This is a genomic window from Microvirga mediterraneensis, assembly GCF_013520865.1.
Lineage (GTDB): Bacteria > Pseudomonadota > Alphaproteobacteria > Rhizobiales > Beijerinckiaceae > Microvirga > Microvirga mediterraneensis.
The window spans coordinates 1,233,291-1,258,766 of record NZ_JACDXJ010000001.1 but is presented as its reverse complement, the minus strand read 5'-3'; the positions used below and the strand labels follow the sequence as shown (position 1 = coordinate 1,258,766).

Annotated in this window: 21 protein-coding genes, 1 tRNA gene and 3 pseudogenes; 14 read left to right on the top strand and 11 right to left on the bottom strand. The window is 66.8% G+C overall.

Annotated elements, in window-relative coordinates:
- Positions 1-23: 23 nt before the first annotated feature.
- The 5 genes and pseudogenes from H0S73_RS05915 to H0S73_RS05900 all read right to left on the bottom strand — a co-directional run bounded on the left by H0S73_RS05915 (position 24) and on the right by H0S73_RS05900 (position 7,410).
- Complete coding sequence (locus tag H0S73_RS05915) at positions 24-3,044, bottom strand: PAS domain-containing protein (protein ID WP_181051289.1); 3,021 nt, start codon at positions 3,042-3,044, stop codon at positions 24-26.
- A 253-nt stretch (positions 3,045-3,297) separates the two neighbouring features.
- Positions 3,298-3,534, bottom strand: a complete 237-nt coding sequence (locus tag H0S73_RS25505) for a response regulator (RefSeq protein ID WP_202049777.1) — start codon at positions 3,532-3,534, stop codon at positions 3,298-3,300.
- A 221-nt stretch (positions 3,535-3,755) separates the two neighbouring features.
- A pseudogene (locus H0S73_RS26325) lies at positions 3,756-5,752 on the bottom strand (response regulator).
- Positions 5,753-5,833: 81 nt separating this feature from the next.
- Positions 5,834-6,493: pseudogene (locus tag H0S73_RS26320) on the bottom strand (PAS domain-containing protein); the annotation flags it as partial.
- A gap of 458 nt (positions 6,494-6,951) precedes the next feature.
- On the bottom strand, positions 6,952-7,410 hold the full coding sequence (locus H0S73_RS05900; RefSeq protein ID WP_181051288.1) for a cupin domain-containing protein: 459 nt from the start codon (positions 7,408-7,410) through the stop codon (positions 6,952-6,954).
- Positions 7,411-7,616: 206 nt separating this feature from the next.
- Here H0S73_RS05900 and H0S73_RS05895 point away from each other — a divergent pair.
- A pseudogene (locus H0S73_RS05895) lies at positions 7,617-8,126 on the top strand (ATP-binding protein); the annotation flags it as partial.
- 184 nt (positions 8,127-8,310) lie between these two features.
- On the opposite strand, the gene H0S73_RS26060 reads toward H0S73_RS05895, so the two are convergent.
- The 5 genes from H0S73_RS26060 to H0S73_RS05870 form a co-directional block, all read right to left on the bottom strand.
- On the bottom strand, positions 8,311-9,753 hold the full coding sequence (locus tag H0S73_RS26060) for an AAA family ATPase (RefSeq protein ID WP_181051287.1): 1,443 nt from the start codon (positions 9,751-9,753) through the stop codon (positions 8,311-8,313).
- Positions 9,754-9,950: 197 nt separating this feature from the next.
- Entirely contained in the window at positions 9,951-10,481 is a 531-nt protein-coding gene (locus tag H0S73_RS05885) for a GIY-YIG nuclease family protein (RefSeq protein WP_181051286.1), read from the bottom strand.
- A gap of 118 nt (positions 10,482-10,599) precedes the next feature.
- Positions 10,600-10,968, bottom strand: coding sequence for a hypothetical protein (locus H0S73_RS05880; protein WP_181051285.1), 369 nt, complete (start codon positions 10,966-10,968; stop codon positions 10,600-10,602).
- A gap of 221 nt (positions 10,969-11,189) precedes the next feature.
- The gene (locus H0S73_RS05875) at positions 11,190-12,791 is read right to left on the bottom strand and encodes a DUF6538 domain-containing protein (RefSeq protein WP_181051284.1); all 1,602 of its coding nucleotides are present in this window, start codon (positions 12,789-12,791) and stop codon (positions 11,190-11,192) included.
- Positions 12,792-12,888: 97 nt separating this feature from the next.
- Positions 12,889-12,978 (bottom strand) — tRNA-Ser (locus H0S73_RS05870).
- Positions 12,979-13,240: 262 nt separating this feature from the next.
- Between H0S73_RS05870 and rplU the strand changes: the two genes are divergently transcribed.
- From rplU to H0S73_RS05805, 13 genes are all read left to right on the top strand, one after another.
- The gene (gene rplU, locus H0S73_RS05865) at positions 13,241-13,633 is read left to right on the top strand and encodes a 50S ribosomal protein L21 (RefSeq protein ID WP_009763278.1); all 393 of its coding nucleotides are present in this window, start codon (positions 13,241-13,243) and stop codon (positions 13,631-13,633) included.
- Positions 13,634-13,667: 34 nt separating this feature from the next.
- Positions 13,668-13,934 carry a 50S ribosomal protein L27 gene (gene rpmA / locus H0S73_RS05860; protein WP_181051283.1) on the top strand — a complete coding sequence of 89 codons (267 nt, stop codon included), beginning with the start codon at positions 13,668-13,670 and terminating at the stop codon, positions 13,932-13,934.
- Positions 13,935-14,113: 179 nt separating this feature from the next.
- Positions 14,114-14,764, top strand: a complete 651-nt coding sequence (locus H0S73_RS05855; protein ID WP_181051282.1) for a GNAT family N-acetyltransferase — start codon at positions 14,114-14,116, stop codon at positions 14,762-14,764.
- A gap of 147 nt (positions 14,765-14,911) precedes the next feature.
- A complete protein-coding gene (gene obgE, locus H0S73_RS05850) occupies positions 14,912-15,946 on the top strand; it encodes a GTPase ObgE (RefSeq protein ID WP_181051281.1) in 1,035 nt (344 codons plus the stop codon).
- Positions 15,943-17,073, top strand: coding sequence for a glutamate 5-kinase (proB, locus tag H0S73_RS05845; RefSeq protein WP_181051280.1), 1,131 nt, complete (start codon positions 15,943-15,945; stop codon positions 17,071-17,073). Before obgE ends, proB begins: the two co-directional genes overlap by 4 nt.
- A 34-nt stretch (positions 17,074-17,107) precedes the next feature.
- On the top strand, positions 17,108-18,394 hold the full coding sequence (locus tag H0S73_RS05840) for a glutamate-5-semialdehyde dehydrogenase (protein WP_181051279.1): 1,287 nt from the start codon (positions 17,108-17,110) through the stop codon (positions 18,392-18,394).
- Positions 18,391-19,047 carry a nicotinate-nucleotide adenylyltransferase gene (locus H0S73_RS05835; protein ID WP_181051278.1) on the top strand — a complete coding sequence of 219 codons (657 nt, stop codon included), beginning with the start codon at positions 18,391-18,393 and terminating at the stop codon, positions 19,045-19,047. The genes H0S73_RS05840 and H0S73_RS05835 overlap by 4 nt, the downstream gene beginning before the upstream one ends.
- Positions 19,044-19,526, top strand: a complete 483-nt coding sequence (rsfS, locus tag H0S73_RS05830; RefSeq protein ID WP_181051277.1) for a ribosome silencing factor — start codon at positions 19,044-19,046, stop codon at positions 19,524-19,526. Before H0S73_RS05835 ends, rsfS begins: the two co-directional genes overlap by 4 nt.
- Positions 19,527-19,599: 73 nt before the next feature.
- Positions 19,600-20,094 (top strand): 23S rRNA (pseudouridine(1915)-N(3))-methyltransferase RlmH, encoded by a 495-nt coding sequence (gene rlmH / locus H0S73_RS05825; RefSeq protein ID WP_181051276.1) that lies wholly within the window; start codon positions 19,600-19,602, stop codon positions 20,092-20,094.
- A gap of 3 nt (positions 20,095-20,097) precedes the next feature.
- Complete coding sequence (locus H0S73_RS05820) at positions 20,098-21,450, top strand: murein hydrolase activator EnvC family protein (RefSeq protein WP_181051275.1); 1,353 nt, start codon at positions 20,098-20,100, stop codon at positions 21,448-21,450.
- Entirely contained in the window at positions 21,450-22,766 is a 1,317-nt protein-coding gene (locus tag H0S73_RS05815) for a S41 family peptidase (protein ID WP_181051274.1), read from the top strand. Before H0S73_RS05820 ends, H0S73_RS05815 begins: the two co-directional genes overlap by 1 nt.
- A gap of 274 nt (positions 22,767-23,040) precedes the next feature.
- Positions 23,041-23,589, top strand: coding sequence for an RNA pyrophosphohydrolase (locus tag H0S73_RS05810; protein WP_181051273.1), 549 nt, complete (start codon positions 23,041-23,043; stop codon positions 23,587-23,589).
- 281 nt (positions 23,590-23,870) lie between these two features.
- On the top strand, positions 23,871-24,584 hold the full coding sequence (locus H0S73_RS05805; RefSeq protein ID WP_181051272.1) for a DUF1236 domain-containing protein: 714 nt from the start codon (positions 23,871-23,873) through the stop codon (positions 24,582-24,584).
- 112 nt (positions 24,585-24,696) lie between these two features.
- On the opposite strand, the gene H0S73_RS05800 is transcribed toward H0S73_RS05805, so the two are convergent.
- Positions 24,697-24,891, bottom strand: coding sequence for a hypothetical protein (locus tag H0S73_RS05800; protein ID WP_181051271.1), 195 nt, complete (start codon positions 24,889-24,891; stop codon positions 24,697-24,699).
- Positions 24,892-25,476: the final 585 nt, after the last annotated feature.

Below are 25,476 nucleotides of genomic sequence, written 5' to 3'. Positions count from 1 at the left end.
CGCACCGGGATCGGCCGGTTGCCTCACCGCTCGATGATCTCGCGGATGCGGATCGCGAGCGCTTCCACGGCAAAGGGCTTGGTGATCATCTCCATGCCCGGGGCAAGGAAACCGCTCGCCACGGCCGCGTTCTCCGCGTAGCCGGTGATGAACAGGATCTTGAGATCGGGACGTTGCTCGCGGGCCCTATCCGCGAGCTGGCGTCCGTTGATCCCCGGGAGCCCGACATCCGTCACGAGAAGGTCGATCCGCCGCGAGGATTCCAGCAGCTTGAGGCCCGACGGTCCGTCGACAGCCTCCAGGGCCCGATACCCGAGATCCTTGAGCACGTCGACGATGAGATCGCGCACCACCGGCTCGTCCTCGACGACGAGCACCGTCTCGCCCGCTTCCGACCGCGGCGCGTCCGCCAGCCCGGCCGGTCCCGCCTCGTCCTCCACCGCCCCGTTGAAGCGCGGCAGGTAGATCTTGACCGTGGTGCCCCGGCCCACCTCCGAATAGATCCGGGCATGACCCTCCGACTGCTGCGCGAAGCCGTAAATCATCGACAGGCCGAGCCCGGTTCCCTGGCCGAGCGGCTTGGTGGTGAAGAACGGCTCGAAGGCGCGCTCGATCACGTCGGGCGGCATGCCGGTGCCCGTGTCGGTGACCGCGACGCAGACGTACTGGCCGGGGCGCACCCCCGGGTGCAGAGCCGCGTAGGCGCGGTCGAGGTGGGTGTTGCAGGTCTCGATGGTGAGCCTGCCGCCATCCGGCATGGCATCACGCGCATTGATGGCAAGGTTGAGGATGGCGCTCTCGAGCTGGTGGGGGTCGCAGCGCGTCAGCCAGAGCCCGCCGGCCGTGACGAACTCGATCCGGATGGCTTCGCCGAGGGTGCGGCGGAGCAGGTCCTCCATCGAGACCACGAGCTTGTTCGTATCGACCGCTTTGGGCGCCAGCGGCTGCCGGCGCGCGAAGGCGAGCAGGCGGTGCGTGAGGGCGGCCGCCCGCTGGGCCGAGCTCATGGCCGCCTTGGCGTAGCGCTCCACCGCCTCCGTGCGCCCTTGGGCAATGCGGGTCTGCATCAGGTCGAGCGAGCCGACGATGCCGGTGAGCAGGTTGTTGAAGTCGTGGGCGATGCCGCCGGTGAGCTGGCCCACGGCCTCCATCTTCTGCGCCTGCCGCAGCGCCTCCTCGGTCTGCCGCAACGTCTCCGTTTGCCGCCTCTCGGCCGTGACGTCGCGGCCATAGGCGTAGACGAGACCGCCTTCGGCTGACGTGCGCCAGGAGATCCAGCGCGGCGTGCCATCCTTGTGCGTGTAGCGATCCTCGAAGTTCGTCAGGTCCCGGCTGGCCGCCGCGTCATCGAGCGCGCCCTGGCTGCGGGCGGCATCCTCGGGCCAGATGAAGTCGAGGAACGAACGCCCGACCACCTCCCCCGGAGCGTGCCCGAGGATTTCGGTCCAGGCGGGGTTCACGGCCCGGAAGATCCCGTCGGCGCCGATGACGACGAGAAGGTCGCGCGAGTTCCTCCAGACCCGGTCACGCTCGGCGGTGCGCTCCGCCACGCGGGCCTCCAGCGACTGGTTGAGATCCCGCAACGCCTCCTCGGCCCGCGTGCGCTCCGCGATCTCGTGCTGCGAGGCCCGGAACAGTCGGGCGTTGTCGATGGCGATCGCCGCCTGCCCGGCAATGCCGGCCAGCAGGTTCTCGTGCTCGTCCGTGAACACGCCCGGCCTCTCATGGCCGAAGAAGAGGCCACCCAGAACCTCTCCGGAGCGGGAGATGACCGGTACGGCGAGATAGCTGCGAACGGGGAGGTGACCCTTGGGCATGCCGTAATGAGGATCGTTCCTGCCGTAGCGCGGATCCTTCAGGATGTCGTCCGACCGGATCATGCCTTCGCCCGCGAAGGTCGGGTGGAACACGGCCGTGTTGCGCGGCATCGGGAACCGGGAGAAGGCCTCGCGCGCCACCCCTGAGAGGGAATAGAGCATGTAGCTCTCTCCCTGGTGGTTCACGACGTTGTAGAAGAACGCGCCGAACTGCGCCCCGGTCAGGGCCACGCCGGCATCGGTGGCGGCCTGGACCAGGGTGTCGAGGTCGAGTTCCGAGGCAAGCTGCGAGCCGATGCGGTTGAGGATCTCCAGGCGCTCCTTCTCCCGGGCAAGCGCCTGCTGGGCAAGGTGGGTCTCGGTGACGTCGTGACCCTCGCAGAAGATGCCGATGATGCCAGTCTCGTCGATCACCGGTTCATAGATGAAGTCGAGAACGAGTTCCCGTGCGGGTGCTTCGGGCGAGGCTTTCAGGCGGGCCGGGACATGGTTGGCCACGAACCGCTGCCCGGTCTCATAGACTTGGTCCAGCCACTCGAAGAAGCCCTGGCCCTCGAGCTCCGGGAACACCTCGCGCACGGTCCTGCCGACATAGTCCCGGTCCCCGAACAGCCGCGCATAGGCCTGGTTGACGAACTCGAACACGTGGTCGGGTCCGGTGAGGACGGTGATGAAGCCAGGCGCCTGCTCGAACAGGCGCTGCTGGCGCGCCTTCTCGGCTGCCTGGCGCCGCTCGGCCATCACCTGGGCCGTGGTCTCGATGCAGGGGCAGAGGATGCCGGCCACCGCGCCGGTCTCGTCCCGAATGGGCGTATAGGAGAAGGCGAAGTGGGCCTCCTCGCGGAAGCCGCGTCGCATCATGAACAGGGTGATGTCGTCCATGTGGACGGGCTCGCCGGCATAGGCCTGCTCGACGATGGGGACGAGATCGTCGCGGATCTCGGACCAGACCTCCAGGAAATCGCGGCCGAGCGCACCCGGATGCTTGTTGGCCAGGATCTCGGCGTACGCGTCATTGTAGAGCAGGGTGCGCTCGGGCCCCCAGGCGATGAACATCGGCTGGGAGGAGCCGAGCATGACGCTGACCAGCGTCCTGAGCGTCTGCGACCAGGCCTGGGGCGGGCCAAGCGGGGTGGCCGCCCAGTCATGGGCGCGGATCAACGCTCCCAGGCGCCCGCCGCCCGAGACAAACTCCAGGGCTGCGTCATGGTCGGGCCTGCCGTACATTACGGGGTGTTCCTTTCGGCAGTGTCGTCACCTCGAGAGGCGAGGATGCTCGGAGTCTCCACGTGTCATGTCCCGCATTTGTCAGCCGAAGTGCACGCCCGTTCCGGCGTCGATGGCAGAGCGCCCGGATACCTAGAACATGGCCGTGCTGGAGCAACCCCATTCCCTGTGGCACACCATCGGCTCAGTCCTCTCGGAATGCCGGCGTGATGCAAGGGGCCGGAGGGTGCCTGCGCGAGCCGTTCGGCGCCCATCATGAACGGCCGGTCGCCCTGATCAAGGCCTTTTGGGGCTGCGGCTGCGGGAACGGCTTGGGGATCACCGCATGGGCACGCAGGTCCTCGCGCACCCCCTCGGCCCCATACCCCGTCGCGAACACGAAAGGGAACTTTCGATTCCGCAGCCACTCCGCAACGGCGAAGACCTTCTCGCCGGCGACGTTGACGTCGAGCACGGCTGCATCGAGGTCCGTCGCCTCGATCAGCTCCAAGGTCTCGGAGACCCCTGGCCGCGCCCGCCACGACCTGGCAGCCCGTGCCGGCCAGCATGTCCTCGACCAGCATGGCCACATGGCTCTCGTCTTCCACCAGGAGGAGGCGCAACCCACTCAGCACGGACATCCAACAACTCCGTCCGACCCGGATGCGGCCTCGTGGGGCATCATGACTGCCGGCTGCGGAATGGCCGACCCTGCTTGGCGATGGCAGCGGATCACTCCGCCGCGTCCAGCTTCGCTTTTGCGACGGCGGAAGCCAGGGCCTGCGCAAGGTCCTCCCCGGCGTAGGGTTTGACCAAGACGACCGCGGTCGCCAGATCCGGCTCGGCCGATACGGCCTCGTCCCCGGTGGCGAAGACGACGCCCAAACCCGGCCGCATCCTTAGGGCGCGCCGTGCCAGTTCGGTTCCCGAAACATCGGGAAGCCCGACATCGGCAACCAGGAGTTCGACGGACTTGGTTTCGAGCAGCCTCAGGGCCGATGCCGCATCCCCGGCCTCCAGAACCGTATGGCCGAGTTCCGCCAGCATCTCGGCCGTGCTGCCCCGAATGAGGTCGTCGTCCTCCACCAGCAGCACCGTCCAGTGCGCGATGTTCGCGACCTTCGTCGTTGCCGCCTCGGCATGGGTGGCAGGCGCGGATGCGGCGCGGTTGCGCTGCTGCTGGTTGGCCAGGACATGGCGAATCTTGCGCGCCAGGTCCTCGCGCGAATACGGCTTCGGCAGAAGCTCGACGCCAGGATCGAGGCGGCCGCCGTGCACGATGGCGTTCTCGGTGTACCCGGAGGTGAACAGCACCGCGATGTGCGGCAGGCGCAGCCGCGCCTTGCGGGCCAGTTCAGGGCTGCGCAACGGGCCCGGCATGACCACGTCGGTGAACAGAAGGTCGATCTCCAGCCCGCTCTCGATGATGCTCAAGGCGCTCGTGGCATCGCGCGCCTTGAGCACGCGGTAGCCGAGGTCCGACAGGAGCGCGACCGCGGTCTCGCGGACCTCGTCGTCATCCTCCACCACCAGGATCGTCTCGGTTCCGCCCCGCACCGGCGCGGCGCGCAGGTCGGTCAGGACATCCTCCTGCTCGTGCACCCGCGGCAAGTAGATTTTGACCGTCGTGCCCTGGCCGACCTCGCTGTAGATCTTGATGTGGCCGCCGGACTGCTTGACGAAGCCGTAGACCATCGACAGGCCTAGACCCGTGCCCTTGCCCTCCGGCTTGGTGCTGAAGAAGGGATCGAAGACCCGCTCCAGGATCTCGGGCGGGATGCCGCTGCCGGTGTCGGTCACGGCTAGCATGACGTACTGGCCCGCCGCCACATCATGCTGGAGGGCATAGCGGTCGTCGAGCAGGGCGTTGCCCGCCTCGATGGTCAGGCGGCCGCGGCCGTCCATGGCGTCCCGGGCATTGATGGCCAGATTCAGGATGGCGTTCTCGATCTGGCCCGGATCGATCTGCGTGTTCCACAACCCCCCGAGACCACGGTCTCGACCTCGATCTCCTCGCCGAGCGCACGCCGGAGCATGTCGTCCATGCCCTTGATGAAGCGACCGACATTGACGACCTTGGGCTCCAGTGGTTGGCGCCGTCCGAACGCCAGAAGCTGGGAGGCGAGCTTGGAGCCGCGTGAGACGCCGGCGAGCGCGTTCTGCACCCGCGCCTCGGCGCGCTCGTTGCCGGCGACGTCCTTCGTCAGCAGTTGCAGGTTGCCGCTGATCACCTGGAGCAGGTTGTTGAAGTCATGGGCAACGCCGCCCGTGAGTTGGCCCAGCGCCTCCATCCTCTGTGACTGACGCAGCAGGGATTCGACCTTTTCCCGTTCGGCGATGGCATCCGTCACGCGCTGCTCCAGGGTCGCGTTGAACGCCTCGAGCGCGGCCCTGGCGCGCAGCTCCTCCTCGATGTTGCGCGCCTCGATCACGGTGCCGATGGGCCGCCCGGCCTCGTCCCGGATCGGGCTGGCGGTGAACGCCACGGGATAGAAGCTGCCGTCCTTGTGGACGAAGATCTCCTCGCCCTGCTCCTGGTTGTTCTCCGGGAGCGCCTGGTCGATCGGGCATTCGCACAGGGGATAGGGCGAGCCGTCGGGACGGGTGTGGTGGACGACGTCGTGAAGGGGGCGGCCCCGGGTCTCGGCGAGCGTGTAGCCGGTCAGGTCCTCGGCGGACTTGTTCATGTAGACGCACTGCTGGCGCTCATCCATCATGAACACCGCCATCTTGGTGTTGTTCAGGATCGCGTCGAGCCGCCGCGAGGTCTCGGCGAGCCGGTCCTCGACCCGCTTGCGCTCGGTGATGTCGACCACGGTGCCGATGAAGCGCCACGGCTTGCCGTCGCCATCGTACAGGCACTCCCCGCGCGCATCGATCCAGCGGGTGGTGCCGTCCCGTTGGAGCAGGCGGTACTCCTGCACGTACTTGCAGCCGGTTGCGATCGTCTGATTGACCGCCTCGCCGATCCTCTCCCGGTCGTCGGGGTGGATCCCCCCGAAGTACTCGGCGATCGGGGCACCTATCTCACCCTTATCGGGATCGACCGAGAACAGCGCCGCGAAGCGTGCGTCCGAGTAGAAGGTGTCGGTCTGGATGTGCCAGTCGTAGATGCCCACCATGCCCGCAGCATTCAGCGCATGGGACAGGCGCTCCTGGGTCCTTGCCAGCGCCCGCTGGGCCAGCACCCGTTCCGTGGTCTCCACCACCACCGCGAGCACGCCCGCCGGCCGGCCGCTCTCATCCAGGACCGGGCTGTAGTCGAGGTTCATCCAGACCTGCTCGGGAACCCCCTTGCGGTGGAGTGTGAGTTCCTGGTCGCGGTAGGACAGGGTACCGCCGCTCAAGCCCACCTTCATCACGTTGTCGTTGAAGTCGGCGACCTCGGGCCAGCCCTCGCGCACCTTCGAACCAAACAGGAGCGGGTGACGACCGCCGGCGAAGCCCGAGTAGGCATCGTTGTAGATCATGACGCCGTCAGGTCCCCAGAGCAGGACGATGGGCACCGGCGAGCGCAGGACGATGCCGACCGTGGTCTTCAGGCTCAGGGGCCATGTGGCGATCGGCCCGAGCGGCGTGCGCGACCAGTCATGGCCCAGCGTTCGCCGGCCCATCTCGCTGTCGCCCAGGAACTCGAAATCGGTCGCGTCCGCCCTGTCCGGCGGGGAGACGGTCTGAACTGATGGCATTCGCAGTGGGAACCCGATGGACGAATCCGGCGCATAACTATGGCCGGGCCTTTGCCTTGACAAGGGACCGGCGCCACGCGCCGTCCGGCCCGGCGGCGCGCGAGGCGGAGTGCGGACGGGCGGAGGCAGGAGGCCTCATGACGGGCGGTCCCCTTGACCCGCGGTTCCCGGGAACGCAACGGGCCACTGGCGCTCCGCCCTGGATCAGGCCGCCCGGTCGCGGCGGGATCTCTTCGGCATCAGTGCTGCGGCACCAGGAACTCGATGCCGTTCCGCCGCCCGATCTCGAGCAGGCGGGCGACGTCCGGCGGCCCTGACGGAGACGGCAGATCGCTGGTTCCCGGCGGCATGGGCTGCCCGGCCTGCGAGAAGAACCCGACGTGGGCGGTGCCCGGTGCATTGAGGATCAGCGTCCGCGCCGGAGCCGGGCCGACGTTGCGGAAGGTGTGCACCTCGCCCCGCGGGATCCTGACGAAGTCGCCTGCCGTGGCGACGCGGGTCTCGCCGCCGATGCCGAACTCGAACGTGCCGTCGAGGACGTAGAAGGCCTCGTCGTCGCCGGGGTGCCGGTTAGGCGGCGGGCCGGCCCCTGGCGCGACCAGCCCCTCGACCAGGCAGTACCCGGCAGCCGGGTCACGGACGAGAAAGCGCAGCAGGATTCCTGCCAGGAAGTAAGTGTCGGTCTGCGGGTCGGTCATGGGCCGCTCTTCCTCGCCGGACGCCCCCGATCGGATGCGGGGGCGTCCGCCCTCCGCCGTCTGTTGGCACCTAGCCCCGAGATGCCGCGGGTCCGTGCCGCAACCGATTGTATAGGGTCGAGGGGGGCAGACCAATGCCCCATCGCCAGCCACGAAGTAGTAGGATGGCACGCAGGACTATGGTGTCATGCCCGTTGCGTCGGGACAGCCACCTGGCCACGGCGCTGGGAGTGGAGGCGGTCAAGGCCGGCCGGAGCGTGTACTTCTGTACGCTGGCGGATCTGATCGGCCTGCTCGCGCGTGCCGAGCGCGAGGGGCGTCTGGCGGAGCGGATCCGGTTCTTCTGCCGGCCCGCGCTGCTGATTGTGGACGAGATCGGCTATCTGCCGGTGGTGTCTGGGGGCGGCAACCTGTTCTTCCAGCTGGTCAATGCCCGCTACGAGCGCGGGGCGATGATCCTGACCTCGAACCGCGGATTTGCGGAATGGGGCGAGGTGTTTGGCGATCCTGTGGTAGCCACGGCCCTGCTGGATCGGCTTCTGCATCATGCGGTGGTGATCCAGATCGAGGGCTCAAGTTACCGCCTGCGGCAGCACGCCGAATTGATGCCCGAGCATGTACGCTCGAAGGCGCTGATTACGCCGCCCGATCCGGCGCCGGTGCTGCGCCGGCGAGGCCGACCTCCGAAAAGTGGTCCGATGCCCCTGGGGACGTAGCCGGCACAAGTGGGGAAATTTACTTCGGCGCTTCTGGGGACGATTCAAACGGCATTGACAACAGATCCGAGGTTCGTCGTTCGCCATGAGTACTGATGCTCAGATCAAGCTCAAGGCGCTCCTTGAACCACAGCAGCCGTGATGGCTGCCGTGGAGCGTGTTGGTCTGGCGATCCGAGATCGCATCAGTGCCGGGTCATGAACGTCTCGCGCGTGCTGATCACCTGCTCGACGAGGCAGCGCAGGCTGCGGATCGAGCCGGCACGCCAGTAGCGGCGCAGCAGGTCGATCTCACCTCCTGTGAGCGGGTCAGCCCAACGCTCATCGCCCGTGCACTCCCGGTAGACCGTGCGCAGCAGCGACGAGGCCAGAGGCTCCAGGTGCTCCGGTCCGGGCGTTTGCACCGCGACCACCTGCAACCGGTCGAGCAGCGGGCGCGACAAGCCATGGAGAGAGTTCGCCGTCAGGATCACGCTCACCCCGGAGAGGTCGACCGGCACCTCCAGGTAGGGATCGAGCAGGGCTGCTGCCCGTTGAGGCTCGAGCAGGCCCAGCAGGGACCTCCTGATGTCACCGTTCCGGTTCGAGCCGCCCGCCTTCTCGATCTCATCGAACACCAGCCCCGGGTTGGCCACCCGATGCGCCAGGACGAGATCCCAAAGGCTGCCCGGCGCCCCGTTCGACCATTTTCTGGACGAGCCCATGACCATTGCATCCGAGAGCGAGCCGCAGTCGACCACCCGATGCGGGATGCCCAGCGTATCCATTAGAACACTCGCGCCATAGGTCTTGGCCACTCCGGGCGGGCCGACGAGCAGCAGCCGCAGCTGGGCATAGGGTCGCGTGCCCACCTGGCGCAGAACGGCATCGATGATGCTCTCCCAGTGCGGCAGCTGCCGCAGCAGGCGGGCTCTGACGGCGGCGAGATCCGGCACCGGCGCCAGCGGCAGGGGTAGCGCCTCGATCGCCTCGAAAGCATCGAGCGCCTGCCTTGCCTCGCGCGAGCCGGCCAGCGGCAGCGCCGGCAGCACGATGCGCGATAGCCTGGGATCAGCTGGAGTGACGGCAGGCTCCTCCCTGGTCTCCGGCACGGGCGAGGGCGCCTCGTCCGGGTTCTCGCTCTGCGCCTGCGGCTCGGGCTCAAGCCCCGCCGCCAGATCGCATACGATGCGGTGCGCATCCACGAACGCGGCATGCAGCCCGCCCGCGCCGCCGGCCCAGGCCTGCCAGCACAGCACCACCCGGCGCAGTCGCTCCAGCATGAGCGGATCGACTGAGAGCGGGTCGAGCCGCTCACAGGCCTCGCCGATCCGGCTCACCATGGTGCGGGAGAAAGCGGAGGCGCCGCGCTCACGCGTCGTGGCCAGCGTCAGGAATGCCACCTCGTCCGATAGGCGTGCCAGTCCCGGTGCATCCCGCTCCACCGCCCGCTCGGAGAGTAGCTGCGACAGGCTCTCGCCGTCACCGCCGCCACCGGCCCACTCCTGGGCCGCCTCGGCGAGTGCCGGCACACCCTGCGAGATCATCCTGGCGATCTCCGGCTTCATCACATACGGCTCGAGATCTGGGGTGAGCACGAGCTCGAGCAGGCGCGGCAGGGTTGCCGGGGCCTTGCCGCACGGCGTCACCGCGCCCGCAAGGTCTTCAAGCGCAATCTCCTCGTCGTGCGTGGGCGGCCGGCGCAGCGCCTCCAGACGGCTTGGCGGGCGTGCGGCGCCTGTCACTTTAGCATAGGGGTGTTTAGCCACGGCGTGATCTCACTGCGTGCAAGATTGGAGGGCAGGGCAGGCAGAGGGGAGCCGGGCTCCCGCTGCCCTGGCAGGCGTCAGGCGACCCGCAGGCGCGGCAGGACGCAGGGCAGCGCCTCCAGGCCGCGGCAGCCGGCGTGCTCGAGCAACTGCAGGCCGAAGTGGAGCACCATGTCGAGTTCTTCTGCCTTGGCGGCACTGATCGGCTGCGAGGTTGGCCCGCAGCCCTGGACGAGGCGGGCGGTGCCGGCCTGGCGGATCAGAGTGCTGAGGCGCTCCTGCAGGTAGACGACATCCGTTTTGTCGAAGGCGTCGCTGGTGAGGATGTAGATGGTCTCGACAAAGGCGCGCTCAGGGTTGCGGCGGTGGTCGGGCAGGCGGCACGGGAGCTTGCCGCCTTCGCCATTGTAGAGGCGGAACTCGCCCGTGAGCGGGTCGATGCCGCCCAACAGGTAGGTCGCGGCCTGCTTGAGCAAGGGGTGGCGCAGGAGCAGGGGCAGGTCGGACCAGCGGGCGCGGATGACCTCGACGCGGCAGACCTTGCTGGTGAAGACGGCGATGCAGGCGTTGGGCACGGGGAAGGTGACCTCGAAGCGGTTGAGGCGCATGGGCAAGCTCCAGGGTACGCCGGCGCACAGCGCACGGCGGGCAGGACAAGGACAAAGGCGGAGGGTGACCGACGGGCGCAGCCCGCCGGCAGTTCAGGCGCAAGGAGGGGAGAGGGTTTTACGCTGCCGCGTGCCAGACCTGGGTTGTGCCCGAGAGGGGCCGCGTCAGGTCGAGCCGCAAGTGGCCGGCGCGCACGAGCGCCAGGATGACGGCGGCGGGCTGCGGGTGCCAGGGCAGGCAGGCGCACAGCTCATCGAGCGAGGCGTGCTCGACCTCGGCGAGGATGGCCAGCACAAAGGCGGCAACGGCGGGGGAGACCTGCGGGTCCGCGGCGAGCGCGAAGCCGGGCTGGGGCGCGATGTCGAGGTCACCTGCCGGGCGGAGCTCGGGCAGGACGGGGGCGACGGTGTCGCCGATTACGAGCGATGCGGGGATGGGTTGGGAGTTGCGTGCGAGCACGACTCCGCTAGAGATGGAGGTAACCATCTTGATTCTCCTGTCACGAGCAGGGGACCGGGATGGCCAGGCTGCTGGCGGGGACTGCAATTCCCTGCTGGCAGCCGCTTGCGGCATCCGATCACCACCGAGGCGGGTGCCCCGGATGCTGTAAGGATAGGGTGCCCTTGTCCGTCAAGCTAGCCCTACCGCCACGAAGGATGGTGGGAACTGTCGGACAAGGTTAACAAAGAGTTAAGTCACGCCAACGTTCATGCTGTCTCTTGCGATGCAGCCTGCACGACGCCCCTCACTCCGCTGCGGCGCCGATCAGTGGATTGGGTGGGCGTCACGTCGAAGCGGGGCAGCTTGGCGATCTCCTGCATCAGCACCTTCGCGGGATAGGAGCCGTACTTGGCGCCCACGCTGCCGGCGGCATGCCCCTGCAGCGCATCGAGCTTGTCCGACGCAATGCCGGCTGCCCGGCCGCGCGTCTTGAACAGGTGTCGCCAGCCATGGTTCGGATCAACGTTGGGATCGTCCACGCCGAGCCCTCGCACCCACTCGGCCAGCTTCTGGCCCATGCGCACATAGGTTGGGTTCTCGGCCGAGCCGCCCCGCTGGCGCGCCGGGGAGTAGAACAGCGGCCCCTTGCCCCGGGATCGGACGAACGTGAGAAAGCCCTGCTCGATGAGGTGCGGGTGGAGCGGCACGATGCGGGCGACCCCCGTCTTCACGGTGCCGGCCTCCGGCGTGATCCGCATCACCCAGACGCCGTCCTCCTCATAGATGTCCTGACCCCTGAGCTGGGTCATCTCGTTGACGCGCGCTCCACCATAGGCGCACAGCCACGGCACCCAGCGGCGGGCGGCTGCGTGCTCGGGCGAGATCAGTCGGCTAGGCTGGGCAAAGGTCGCTGAGAGAATCAGCTTCTGCTCCTGCTCGTTGAACTCGCGCTCGCGGAGCTTCGGCTTCTTGGGAACCTTCATCCGGACGTCAGCCGCAGGGTTCGCCTCGACCTTCTTCTCATGCACAGCCCAGCCGTAGAAGGATTTGACGGCGGCGAGCTTCGACTCCTTGATCGTCTTGGGATCGAGGCCGCGCTCGATCAGGTGAGCCTTCCAGCGTCGCACGTCGGCTTCGGTCACTCGAGCGATATCGTCGGTGCCAACAAAGGCTAGCAGGTTGCGCATCGCGCCGCGGTAGCTCTTCGCTGTCCCCGCAGCAGGTTTTCTCTCGGCGAGGTAAGCCTCCCAGGCCGACTCGAACGGCACACAGGATGAGACCAGACTGGCCTGAGGAGCGCCTAAAGGCGGGAAGCGCGCCTCGCGAGGGTCAGGGGAATAGTCGCCCTGTGCTGCCCGCAGGAGGCGCTCGTCCGCCTGCTCCACAGCCTCGGCTGCCAAGCGGATGAGGGTCGCCATACCGGCTGCATCGACCTCAATCCCGCGCTCGGCCAGGATGGTCTCGACCGCTGGACGGTGCAACTGCCGGGCCAGAAAGCGATCGACGGGCCGTGCCTTGGGCGAATGAGAGAGGCCATCCATGAGCAACTCGTCCCGCCAGCGGTCGGGGCCGCCGGGATCTGCCTCGTGCGCCGCGACCCGGCGGCGGTAGACCTCGCCTGCAAGGGCTACGACCTCCTTGTGGGTGAGCCTGACGAGCGGCTTTGGCGCCGCCGCCTGTCTGAGGCGCTCCCACCGGGCTGAGACTTCGGCGGCCACCACGGCGTGCCGCGGACCGGCCTCGCGCCAGTCGCGGGTCTCCAGGCTGACCTTCTCCTCGCGCTTGCCGACGAGCGGACGCAGCGCTTCGGGAACGCCGCGGCGGAAGTAGTAGATGCCAGTGTCGGGATGCTTCCAGGGGCTTGCCACGCGCATGACCTTTGTACCACCCTTTTGTACCAGGATGGCAGCCGCAAACCCAAGCCGGGCTTCAACTTGGCGTAAACAAAGGCTTTCTAGGGGATGTTGGCGGAGAGGGGGAGATTCGAACTCCCGATACGGTTGCCCGTATGCCGCATTTCGAGTGCGGTGCATTCAACCACTCTGCCACCTCTCCGGGGTGCGAAGGCCGTCGGGCCCGCTGGTTGAGGCCGGGTGGATATCACGGGCTTGGCGGGTCTTCAAGCACCAAAAGCAAGGTTTTTGATTGACAAATGCAAGGACGGCCCGTAGGTAGGCGTCCTCTATGAACGGGCACGAGTGCCTGCTCATATCCATGCGGCAGCGCAGGCTGCCGTGAACCGAAGCCGGAAACTGCCAAAAAGCCAATCCAACGGGGCTCTCCCCGCTGAGAATTGGGTTTGAACACGAGGATCAAGATGTTCGCAGTGATCAAGACCGGCGGCAAGCAGTATCGCGTTGCCGCCAACGACGTCATCACCGTCGCCACGCTCGCAGGCGAGCCTGGCACCGCCGTCACCTTCGACCAGGTTCTCATGGTCACGAACGACGGCTCGACCCAGGTGGGCGCCCCCCTCGTCGAGGGCGTGACCGTGGCGGGCGAGGTGGTGGAACATACCCGCGGCGAGAAGGTCATCTCCTTCAAGAAGCGCCGTCGCCAGAATTCGCGCCGCAAGCGCGGGCATCGCCAGGATTACACCGTGGTGCGGATCACCGAGATCCTCGCCGGCGGCGCGAAGCCCAAGAAGGCTGCGGCCAAGAAGACCACCAAGGCTGCGGCTGACGAAGCTGCGCCGGCCACCGCTGAATAAGCGCAGGCATCACACAGGAACACGGGAGTAACCCATGGCTCACAAAAAAGCAGGCGGTTCGTCTCGCAACGGCCGCGACTCCGCAGGCCGTCGTCTGGGCGTCAAGAAGTTCGGCGATCAGCAGGTTGTCGCCGGCAACATCATTATTCGTCAGCGTGGCACGAAATGGCATGCCGGCGCCAATGTCGGCATGGGCAAAGACCACACCCTCTTTGCCACGGCCAATGGCCGAGTCCGATTCCTTACGCGTCAAGGCCGAGCTTTCGTATCGGTTGTACCGGCCCAAGAGGCCGCAGAGTAAACGGCAAGAGCGAAACGAAGGAGCTCCTGCCGGCATCACACCGACCCGGCGGGTTCAGAGCTCCAGACAGGCCCTAAAAGGCCAAGCTCCGATCCGAAATCGACAGGGGAGGTGGGATGTCCACCTCCCCTTCGTCATTTCTCGGGCCCAGGGAGGGCCCAACGGATCGGAGCAAGACGATGTTTCCCGACCTCACCCGTGACGATGTTTTCCGCCTCGAGACCCGCGGCCTGTGGCTGCGCTGGGCTCGCCTCGCGGACGCCCAAGCCATCGTACGCCTCGCCGGTGAGAAATCGGTCGCGGAGATGACGGCGCGAATTCCGCATCCGTATCACCCGGACGATGCCGAGCGATTTATCTTCATGTCCCGGCGGTCCAATGCGGACGGCCAGGGCCTGCAGCTCGCCATCACGCCCAAGGGCAAGCCCAACAGCCTCATCGGCATGGTCGGCATCGGTCCAGGTCCGGACACGGGCAAGCCCGAGCTGGGCTACTGGCTCGGCACGCCCTACTGGGGCAAGGGCTACGCCACCGAGGCAGCCCGTGCGCTGATTGACGCCTTCTTCGCCTATGGCGAGGGGGACGAGCTCACCGCATCGGCCCGGGTCATCAACCCGGCCTCCCGGCGGGTTCTGGAGAAATGCGGCTTCGCCTATCAGGGCGCGGGTCTCGTCGAGCTGCCGGCCCGGGGCGGACTTTACCCGGCCGACCATTTCCGCCTCGACCGGCGGGCCTGGGAGAGCCTCAAGAGCTGGAGCCACACCGGCTTCGTCCGCGAGCCCATCTCGGTCGAGGTCGAGGTGGACCGGGAGATGTCTCTCGCGAGCTGAAAAACAGGGAAGCGCTTCCGCCATCTGAGGAGCGCTTCCCGCTTGTCTGCGCTGCTCCCGCGCCATCCTATGGACGGGAGCATTTTTTAACCGCAGGGCCGATCGGCTTTTGCGAAAAATGCTCCAGTCCCGTAAAGGATGCGGGTTATGAAATTTCTCGACCAAGCCAAGATCTATATTCGCTCCGGCAATGGCGGCGGCGGCGCCGTGTCGTTTCGCCGAGAAAAGTTCATCGAGTTCGGCGGGCCGGACGGCGGCGACGGCGGCCGCGGCGGCGACGTGTGGGCGGAATGCGTCGAGGGGCTGAACACCCTGATCGACTATCGCTACCAGCAGCATTTCAAGGCCAAGACCGGCGGCCACGGCATGGGCAAGAACCGGGCCGGCGCCAAGGGGGCCGATGCGGTCCTCAAGGTCCCGGCCGGCACCGAAATCCTGGAGGAGGACGGCGAGACCGTCATCGCCGATATGACCCATGTGGGGCAGAAGGTGCTTCTGGCGAAGGGCGGCAACGGCGGCTTCGGCAACGCCTATTTCACCACCTCGACCAACCGCGCACCGCGCCGGGCCAATCCGGGCCAGGAGGGTGAGGAGCGCACGCTCATCCTGCGGCTCAAGCTGATCGCCGATGCCGGCCTCGTCGGGCTTCCCAATGCGGGCAAGTCGACCTTCCTGGCGACGACCACCGCGGCGAAGCCGAAGATCGCCGATTATCCCTTCACAACGCTCCATCCGGGTCTCGGGGTCGTGCGCGCCTATGGCCGCGAATTCGTGCTGGCGGACATTCCGGGCCTGATCGAAGGCGCCTCCGAGGGCGTGGGCCTCGGCGACAAGTTCCTGAGCCACGTGGAGCGCTGCCGGGTGCTGCTGCATCTGGTGGAAGGCACCAGCGAGGATGCGGGCGAGGCCTACAGGACCGTCCGCCATGAGATCGAGGCCTACGGCCATGGGCTGTCCGACAAGCCCGAGATCGTCGCCCTCTCCAAGGCCGACGCCCTCGACGAGGACACGCTCAAAGACCAGCTGAAGAAGCTCAAGAAGGCCTCCAAGCAGACACCTTACGTGATCTCCTCCGCGTCGGGCCAGGGCGTGCAGGAGGTGCTTCAGGCGCTCCTCACCGTGATCGACCAGGCCAAGACCGAGGACGAGCCTGCCAGCCCCCAGGAAGAGTGGCATCCGTGAGCCCCGATCTTCGCCAATTCCGCCGTGTGGTCCTCAAGGTCGGCTCCGCGCTGCTGGTCGACCGGGCCCGGGGACGGCTGAACCACGCCTGGCTGGCGGCGCTGGCAGAGGATATCGCCGACCTTCATGCGCAGGGCGCCGACGTTCTCGTCGTCTCCTCGGGCGCCATCGCCATGGGACGGACCGTGCTGGGGCTTCCCTCCGGGCCGCTGCGGCTGGAGGAAAGTCAGGCCGCCGCCGCCGTGGGGCAGATCGCGCTCGCGCGCACCTGGTCGGAGGTGCTGGCGCATCACGGCATCACGGCGGGCCAGATCCTGGTGACGCTCGCCGATACGGAGCAGCGCCGCCGCTACCTCAACGCCCGGGCCACGACCCTGAAGCTGCTCGAGATGCGGGCCGTGCCCGTGATCAACGAGAACGACACGGTCGCGACCTCCGAGATCCGCTACGGCGACAACGACCGCCTGGCCGCGCGCGTCGCCACCATGATCGGCGCCGACCTTCTGGTCCTTTTCTCCGACATCGACGGACTCTACACGGCGCCGCCCGCATCCGACCCGAAGGCCGAGCACATTCCGGTGGTCGAGCGCATCACGCCCGCCATCGAGGCCATGGCCGGCGGGGCCGCCTCCGAGCTGTCGCGGGGCGGCATGCGCACCAAGGTCGAGGCGGGCAAGATCGCCACGGCCGGCGGCACGCACATGATCATCGCCGACGGGCGCGCCAAGAACCCTCTGAAGCGCGTGGCCGAGGGCGGGCGCTGCACGTGGTTCCTCACCCCGTCCAATCCCGCCACCGCGCGCAAGACCTGGATCGCTGGAGCGCTCGAGCCGCGCGGCACGCTCTACGTGGACGAGGGCGCGGAGCGCGCGCTCCAGGGCGGCGCGAGCCTGCTGCCGGTGGGCGTGCGCCGGATCGAGGGTGCCTTCCGTCGCGGCGATGCGGTGACGATCCGCAGCGAAAGCCGCGTGCTCGGCCGGGGCCTCGTGGCCTACGACGCGGAGGATGCGGCGCGCATCATTGGGCGCCCGAGCCGCGAGATCGAGGGAATCCTCGGCTATCCCGGCCGGACCGAGATGATTCACCGGGACGACATGGCTCTGGCGATCGGCGACGACGCCCGATGACATGCGCGGGGGAGCGTAAGGAAGCAGACGGATCATGGACGATCTCACGATGACCGAAGGCGGAGCCATCCAGGTTCTCATGGGCGATCTCGGCCGCCGCGCCCGCAAGGCGTCCCGGCGGGTGGCGCTGGCCGGCACCGAGGACAAGAACGCGGCCCTGCGGGCCATGGCGGCCCGCATCCGGTCCCGCACCGACGCAATCCTGGCCGCTAATGCAGAGGATCTGGCGGATGCGAAGGCCAAGGGCCAGACCTCCGCCTTCATCGATCGCCTCATCCTCGACCCGGAGCGGCTCGAAGCGATCGCACAGGCCGTCGAGAGCATCGCGGACCTGCCCGATCCGGTGGGTCGCGTGCTCGCCCGGTTCGAGCGGCCCAACGGCCTGGAGATCGAGCGGGTGGCGACGCCGCTCGGGGTGATCGGCGTGATCTTCGAGAGCCGCCCCAACGTGACGGCCGATGCGGGGGCGCTGTGCCTCAAGGCCGGCAATGCCGCGATCTTGCGGGCCGGTTCGGAGAGCTTCCGCACCTCCTCCGCCATTGCGGAGGCCATGGGCGAAGGGCTGGAAGTGGCGGGCCTGCCCGCCGATGCGATCCGTCTCGTGCCGACCCGGGACCGGGCCGCCGTGGGCGCCATGCTCTCGGGCCTTGACGGCAATCTCGACGTGATCGTGCCCCGCGGCGGCAAGAGCCTCGTGGCACGGGTCCAGGAAGAAGCGCGGGTGCCGGTCTTCGCCCATCTCGAAGGGCTCAACCACGTTTACGTGCATGGCGCCGCCGATCTGGACATGGCCAAGACGATCGTGCTGAACGCCAAGATGCGCCGCACGGGCGTCTGCGGCTCCGCCGAAACCCTGCTGGTGGACCGGGCCTGCGCGGGCACGCATCTCGAGCCCCTCGTGTCCATGCTGCTCGACGCAGGCTGCGCCGTGCGCGGCGACGAGTCCGTCCAGGCGGCCGATTCGCGTGCCGCTCCGGCCAGCGAGGAGGATTGGCGCACCGAATATCTCGACGCCATCATCTCGGCCCGGGTCGTGGAGGATCTCGATGCCGCGCTCGCGCATATCGAGACCTACGGCTCCCATCACACGGATTCCATCGTCACGGACGACGAGGAAGCCGCCGAGCGCTTCCTGGCCGAGGTCGATTCGGCCATCGTGCTCCACAATGCTTCGACCCAGTTCGCCGATGGCGGCGAGTTCGGGTTCGGCGCCGAGATCGGCATCGCCACGGGCCGCATGCATGCCCGCGGCCCGGTCGGTGTGGAGCAGCTGACGTCGTTCAAGTACCGCATTCGCGGCACGGGCCAGACCCGTCCGTGAAACTGAGCCTGTCCCGCTTCCGTATAAGGCCCTCGGGCCTGCCCCGTCTGCCGCGGATCGCCCCCGGCATGCGGGTCGGATTGTACGGGGGTTCGTTCAACCCGGCCCATGCCGGCCACCGCCACGTGAGCCGCATGGCCCTGAAGCGGCTCGGGCTCGACCGGGTCTGGTGGATCGTCACCCCGGGCAATCCCCTGAAAGATACCGGCGAACTGGCGACGACCGCCATGCGCGTGGAGGAGGCTCGGCAGGTTTCCGACGATCCCCGCATCGACGTGACCGCATTCGAGGAAGAGATCGGGGCCCGCTACACGGTGGACACCCTGGCTTATCTCAAGCGCCGCTATCCGGGCGTTCGCTTCGTCTGGATCATGGGGGCGGACAATCTGGCGAGCTTCCATCGCTGGCGCGGCTGGCGGCGCATCGCCGGGATGATGCCCATGGCGGTGATCGACCGGCCGGGCTGGACCCTGAAAGCCACCCGTTCCCGAAGCGCCACGGCCCTGTCTTCCAGCCGGATCAGCGAGACCGAGGCCCCTGCCCTGGCAGGGCTTCCGCCGCCGGCCTGGGTCTTCCTGCATGGGCCCCGCTCGCACCTTTCGTCCACCCAGCTGCGCCAGTTGAGACGAACTTCCTCTCTCCGAGGACGTTGAAAAATGGGGCCTTCCCACATTATCTTATGGATCGGCACCATCGCGTGCCGTTGAGAAAGGGTCTGAACCTGAACCGACTATCTTCCGCCGAAGCGGACAAGAACCCGCTTCCGCCTCTCTCCGGAGCGAACGCTCCGCACGATGAGGACATCCGGGCCGTTGCCCTGGCTTCCCTCGAGGACATGAAGGCCGAGAACACGGTCGAGATCGACCTGGCCGGAAAGACCTCGCTCGCCGACACCATGATCGTGACATCGGGTCGTTCCGATCGCCATGTGGGTGCGATCGCCGAACGCGTGGTCAAGGACCTCAAGGACAAGGGGTTCGGAAACGCGCGCGTCGAGGGCCTGCCCGCCTGCGACTGGGTGCTGATCGATGCCGGCGACGTGCTCATCCACGTTTTCCGTCCCGAGGTCCGTGGCTTCTACAACCTCGAGAAGATGTGGGGCGCCGACCGTCCGCAGGACCGCGTCAGCTGAAGCATGATCCGGGCAAGTGGGAACCGGTTGCCCGAACAGGATCATGCGGCACTGAAATGATAAGGCCAGGATCGTGCGACTGAGCTTGCTGGCCGTGGGCCGTCTCAAGAGCGGCCCCGAGAGGGAGCTCGTCGAACGCTACAAGCAGCGGGTCGAAGGCATGGGCCGTGCCTTGGGCCTTGCGGGGTTCGACATCGTCGAACTGCCCGAGAGCCGGGCGCGCCGCGAGGACGACCGGCGCGCGGAAGAGGCCGCCGCGCTTCTCGACAAAGCCGGCTCGTCCGTGCTGATCGTCTTCGACGAGCGTGGCAAAAGCCCTTCCAGCGAAGTTTTCTCCGAGAAAATCAGGCACTGGCGCGACGAAGGCCGCTCCGGAGTGGCCTGTGTGATCGGCGGGCCCGACGGGCTCGATCCCGCGCTGCGCCAGCGTGCCGACCTCGTCGTTTCCTTCGGGGCGCTCACGATGCCGCACCAGATCGTGCGGGCGCTCGTCGCCGAACAGCTTTATAGGGCCCTGACAATCATAGCCGGACACCCTTATCATCGCGCCGGCCACGATGATTCCTGACGGATGACCCGCATCAAGTCCTCATTTCCTTACAAAGCCCTCGGCTTTGCCGCATGGATGGTTGCTGCCAGCCTGAGCCCCGCCTGGGCCCAGCAGACTCCTGCCGCGCCCGCCGCACAGGCCAGGCCTGGCGGAGCTCCCGAGGAAAAGGCGCGGCGCGAGCAGGACCTGAAGGTGCTGGAAGAGGCCATCACGGCCAATGCGGAGGCCCGCAAGCGCCTCGATGCCGAAATCAATGCCATCAAGGCCGACCGGGCCAAGCTCAACGGGGCCCTGATCGAGACGGCCGAGCGCGTGCGCGGCACCGAGGACAGGATCCGCGAGCTGGAGCAGAGGCTCCAGACCCTCGGCTCCAGCGAAGCGGCCATTCGCCGCTCCCTCCAGAGCCGGCGCGGCGTCATCATAGAAGTCTTCGCCGCCCTCCAGCGCATGGGCCGCCGCCCTCCCCCGGCCGTCCTGGTCCGGCCTGAGGATATGCTGGAGGCGGTCCGCGCCTCGATCATGCTCGGCGCGGTCCTTCCGGAGCTGCGTCAGGAGGCCGAGGTTCTGGCCGGCGATCTCGCCGAGCTGGTGCGCCTCAAGGAGGCCATCACCAAGGACCGGGTGACCCTGAACGGGGAGCTGGCAGCCCTCACCCGGGAGCAGGAGCGCCTCGCCGCCCTCATGGAGGCCCGGCAGAGCCGCATCGCGGAAGTCGAGCGCAATGCCGGCGCGGAGAAGCAGAAGGCCGAGGAGCTCGCCCAGCGGGCCGGGACCCTCAAGGAACTCATCGACCGCATGGAGGCGGAAATCGCCGGAGCCCAGCGGGCCGCCGTGGAGGCCCGCAAGGCCGCCGAGGCGCAGGAGCGCGAGACGCGGGAGAAATTCGCCCAGCTGGCCTTCCGGGATCCGGCCCGGCTGGCGCCGAAAATTCCGTTCTCGGAAGCCCGTGGCCTGCTGCCCCGCCCCGTCAGCGGCGACACGACACTGGATTTCGGAGCCCCCGACGGCTATGGCGGAACGACGCGTGGCATTTCGATCACGACACGGCCCAAGGCAAACGTGGTATCACCGGCGGACGGATGGGTGTCCTTCGCCGGACCGTTCCGATCCTATGGCCGACTCTTGATCATCAATGCCGGTGGGGGATACTATGTTCTTCTGGCCGGGATGGACCATATCAACGTCGATGTCGGGCAGTTCGTGCTCGCAGGCGAACCCGTTGCGACCATGGGAGAAGCCCCTCTCATGAGTTTGATCGGCGCCGCCATAGAAAAGAACAATCCCGTCCTCTATGTTGAGTTCAGGAAAGACGGCGGTTCAATTGACCCAGGTCCCTGGTGGGCAAAATCGCAAAGCGAAAAGGTTCGCGGATAATGCGCAAACTATCCCTTTTGATTCTCGGTGCGGCGATCGGCGCAGGCGGCGCGACCATGGTGTCGCAGACGAGCCTCCTGTCCGGCATGAGCGCAGTCGCCGCCTCGGCTGACACATACCGCCAGCTGAGCCTTTTCGGTGACGTGTTCGAGAAGGTCCGTACCGATTACGTCGAGAAGCCGGAAGAATCGAAGCTCGTCGAGGCCGCCATCAACGGCATGCTCACCTCCCTCGATCCGCATTCGAGCTACATGGACGCCAAGAGCTTCCGCGACATGCAGGTGCAGACCCGCGGCGAGTTCGGCGGTCTCGGCATCGAGGTCACCATGGAAGACGGCCTCGTCAAGGTTGTGACCCCGATCGACGAGACGCCCGCCTCTCGGGCCGGCATCCTGGCCAACGACGTCATCACCCACATCAACGACGAACCCGTCCAGGGCCTCAACCTGAACCAAGCCGTCGACAAGATGCGCGGTCCGGTCAATTCGTCGGTCACCCTCAAGATCCAGCGCAAGGAATCCAAGGATCCGGTGGTGGTGAAGCTGACCCGCGAGACCATCAAGGTCCGTCCGGTGCGCGCCCGCGTCGAGGGTGACATCGGCGTTCTGCGCGTGACCCAGTTCAACGAGCAGACCTACGAGGGCCTGCGCGCGGGCATCGATAAGCTCACGAGCGACATCGGCGCCGACAAGGTGGCGGGCTTCGTCATCGACCTGCGCAACAATCCGGGCGGCCTGCTCGACCAGGCCATCATGGTCTCCGACGCGTTCCTGGAGCGCGGCGAGATCGTCTCGACCCGCAGCCGCAACGCCGAGGATACCCAGCGCTTCAGCGCCAAGGCGGGTGACCTGACCAAGGGCAAGCCCCTGGTGGTTCTCGTGAACGGCGGCTCGGCCTCGGCCTCCGAGATCGTGGCCGGCGCCTTGCAGGACCACAAGCGCGCGACGGTTCTCGGAACCCGCTCCTTCGGCAAGGGCTCCGTGCAGACCATCATCCCGCTCGGCGGCAACGGAGCCGTGCGCCTGACCACGGCGCGCTACTACACCCCGTCCGGCCGCTCGATCCAGGCCAAGGGCATCGATCCGGACATCGAGGTGCTGCAGGACGTGCCCGACGAACTGAAGGGCAAGGACGAGACCAAGGGCGAAGCCGGTCTGCGCGGCCACCTGCAGAATGGCGGCGAGAAGGAAGAGCGCGGCGGATCTTCCGCCTACGTTCCGCCGGATCCGGCCAAGGACAAGCAGCTTCTCGCTGCCTATGACCTGCTGCACGGCGTGCGCAAGGGTGCGGCCAACACGACCACGACACCCAACTGATCCGCTCTCGTTCTTTCGCTCGAGAAACAAAGATGCAAAAGGGCCTGACGGATCGCACCGTCAGGCCCTTTTTACATCCGTCCGCCGGCAAAAGGGTCGAAAGGCTTGTGAAAGGCTTTACGAAACGGCACTCTTTCGGCGCAGCGTGCGGAGCGGAAAACCGGATCCACTTTTCCGCACAATGCGCTAGCCTGTTTTGGAACCATGCGTCGGCACCGGCACTCTTTAAGAACCGGCTGCCGGATGGTCCCGCCATCGAAGGAGTGAGTATCGTATGAGGAGCGCAAGAGGATCACAGGCCAGAAAGGATCTGCCCTACCGCTCCTGTGTCGGCGTGATGCTGATCAACAAGGATGGCCTCGTCTTCATCGGCCGACGCCGTTCGGAAGCCGATGCGGCCTCCGACGGATATTCCTGGCAGATGCCCCAGGGCGGCATCGACCCGGGCGAGGAGCCATACGAAGCCGCCTTGCGGGAGCTCCACGAGGAAACCAGCGTCCGCTCGGTGAGCCTCCTGGCGGAAGCTCCGGACTGGTACGCCTACGATCTCCCGTCGATGGTTGCGGGCCGCGCCTGGCGCGGGCGCTATCGCGGGCAGAACCAGAAATGGTTTGCCTTCCGCTTCGAAGGCGACGAGAGCGAGATCAACATTCATCAGCCCGGCGGCGGCGGCCACAGGCCCGAATTCGACGAGTGGCGCTGGGAATCGATGCACCGTCTTCCCGAACTGATCATTCCCTTCAAGCGGCCCGTCTACGAGAAGGTCGTGGAGGCGTTCGCGCCGTTCTCGTCGCAGAATCTCCAAGCCTCCGATCATCCCTGATGCGCTTCAGGCTTTTGAAGCTGAGCATATTTTCGCGCAAACCCGGTTCCCACTTTTGCGTTCGATGCTCGGGACACGAATTCTCATAGCTCAAGCTTAGGCGATCCGCGTCTATCTCAGCAGTCAGACCGATGAACTTCGCCGTGTATCCCATTCATGAAGATGAATGGCAGATGTACACATCAAGTCCTTTTGGAAAAGAGCGGAACACAGCCCAAAACATCTCGTTGACACGCCATGCTGAGGGCTCGACCGAGCCTTCTAATCATAGGAGATCTTCGATGCGTACGACGATGATGGCGACGGTTGCGGCGGCGGCTCTTTCCTTGAGCGTGGCGGCCATGGCCCAGACCAGCGGCGGTACGAGCGGCGGCGCTTCCGGTGGCGCGGCGGGCGGAGCCTCAGGTGGCGCCTCGGGTGGTTCGACGATCATGACGCCCGGCGGCTCGTCGGGCGGCGGCGCAGGCAGCGCGAGCGGCTCCGCATCCGGCACCTCGAGCGGCACGACCTCGGGCTCTGCGTCCAGCGGCACGAACGCTCCTTCCGAGAAGTCCGGCAGCTCGGCGGACAGCACGTCCTCCGGCACATCCGGCAGCGCGCGCAGCACGACCTCCGGCAACGCTTCGGGTGGAACGAGCGGCACCACGGGCACGACCGGCAATGCAGCCGGCCAGACGGGCGGGGCCGCCCACAATACGACCGGCAGCACGTCCTCCTCGAATGCCTCGCACATCAACGTGACGTCCGAGCAGCGCACGCAGCTCTCGCAATCGTTCAGCAGCGTGCACGTTCAGCCGCTCACGAACGTGAACTTCAGCGTGAGCGTCGGCTCGACCATTCCGACCTCCGTGACGACCCTTTATGACTGCCCGGACAATGTCGAGCGCATCCTAACCGGCCTCCCGGAGTGCAAGTACGTGGTCGTGAAGGATCAGGTCGTGATCGTCGAGCCGCGCACGCGGCGGATCGTGACGGTGATCGAGCATCGGGGCTGATCGGCCTCATTGTCGTGAAGCCATCCTGAAAGAACGAAGCCCGCGGCCGCCCTGCCGCGGGCTTCGACGTTCCGGAGCGATCGGATGTGAAGCCCGTTGTCGCGAACGCCTCTTATGCGGCGTAGGGGACGACGAAGATCTGCGCACCGCGAATCTTCGCCTTGCGATGTTCAGCGAGCAGATCCAGCGCCGCGCGGGCAAAACGGCGAAACTCGTCCTTGATGATGTCGGGCTCGCAATCCCAGGTTTGCGCATCATCCTCGGCATCATAGAGAGCACGCGCAACGAATTCGATTTCGGCGTCCATCACAAGCCCCTCCTCGCGGCTTTGAGACAATCAACGATGTCTGCCGAAAATCCCCCCATGGCGCCGTTTCGCGCCGCCCCGATGTTCGAAATCCGCATCTCTCTTCGGCCTCGGCCATTTGTTCGAAAGGAATCGGCCTCCGCAAGCCTGAAGAGGGGGTAACCCGAAAGCATGGGCATTGGGGTTTCGGAACGCGCGCAAGCTCTGGTTGTTGGCTTCATGGCGCCTCTCGCGAGGCGTCGAGAATGCTGGCCAACGACGGTTGGCCCGTCCTTCGTGAAGCTCGGAGGGGCTCCCATGGCGAGAAAACCTGAGGACACGAAACCACGACACGAGGCCTCAGAGGTGAAGCGAGAGGCCGAGGCGGGCATCGATGCGACAAGTCGAGCCGGGAAAAGTGCCCCGGCCCATGAGAAGGTGCATCCGAAAGTCCATAAGAGCCAGGACGAGGGTCCGATTCAAGACACGACCGGTCAACCTGTCGTGGAGGACGAGCCATAGCCTTGATGACGGGAGAAAAGAGCCATGGCCCTTTCGGCGGGCCTTCAGGATGTCGGCGGATCGTGCCGCCCGAGATCCGGGTTC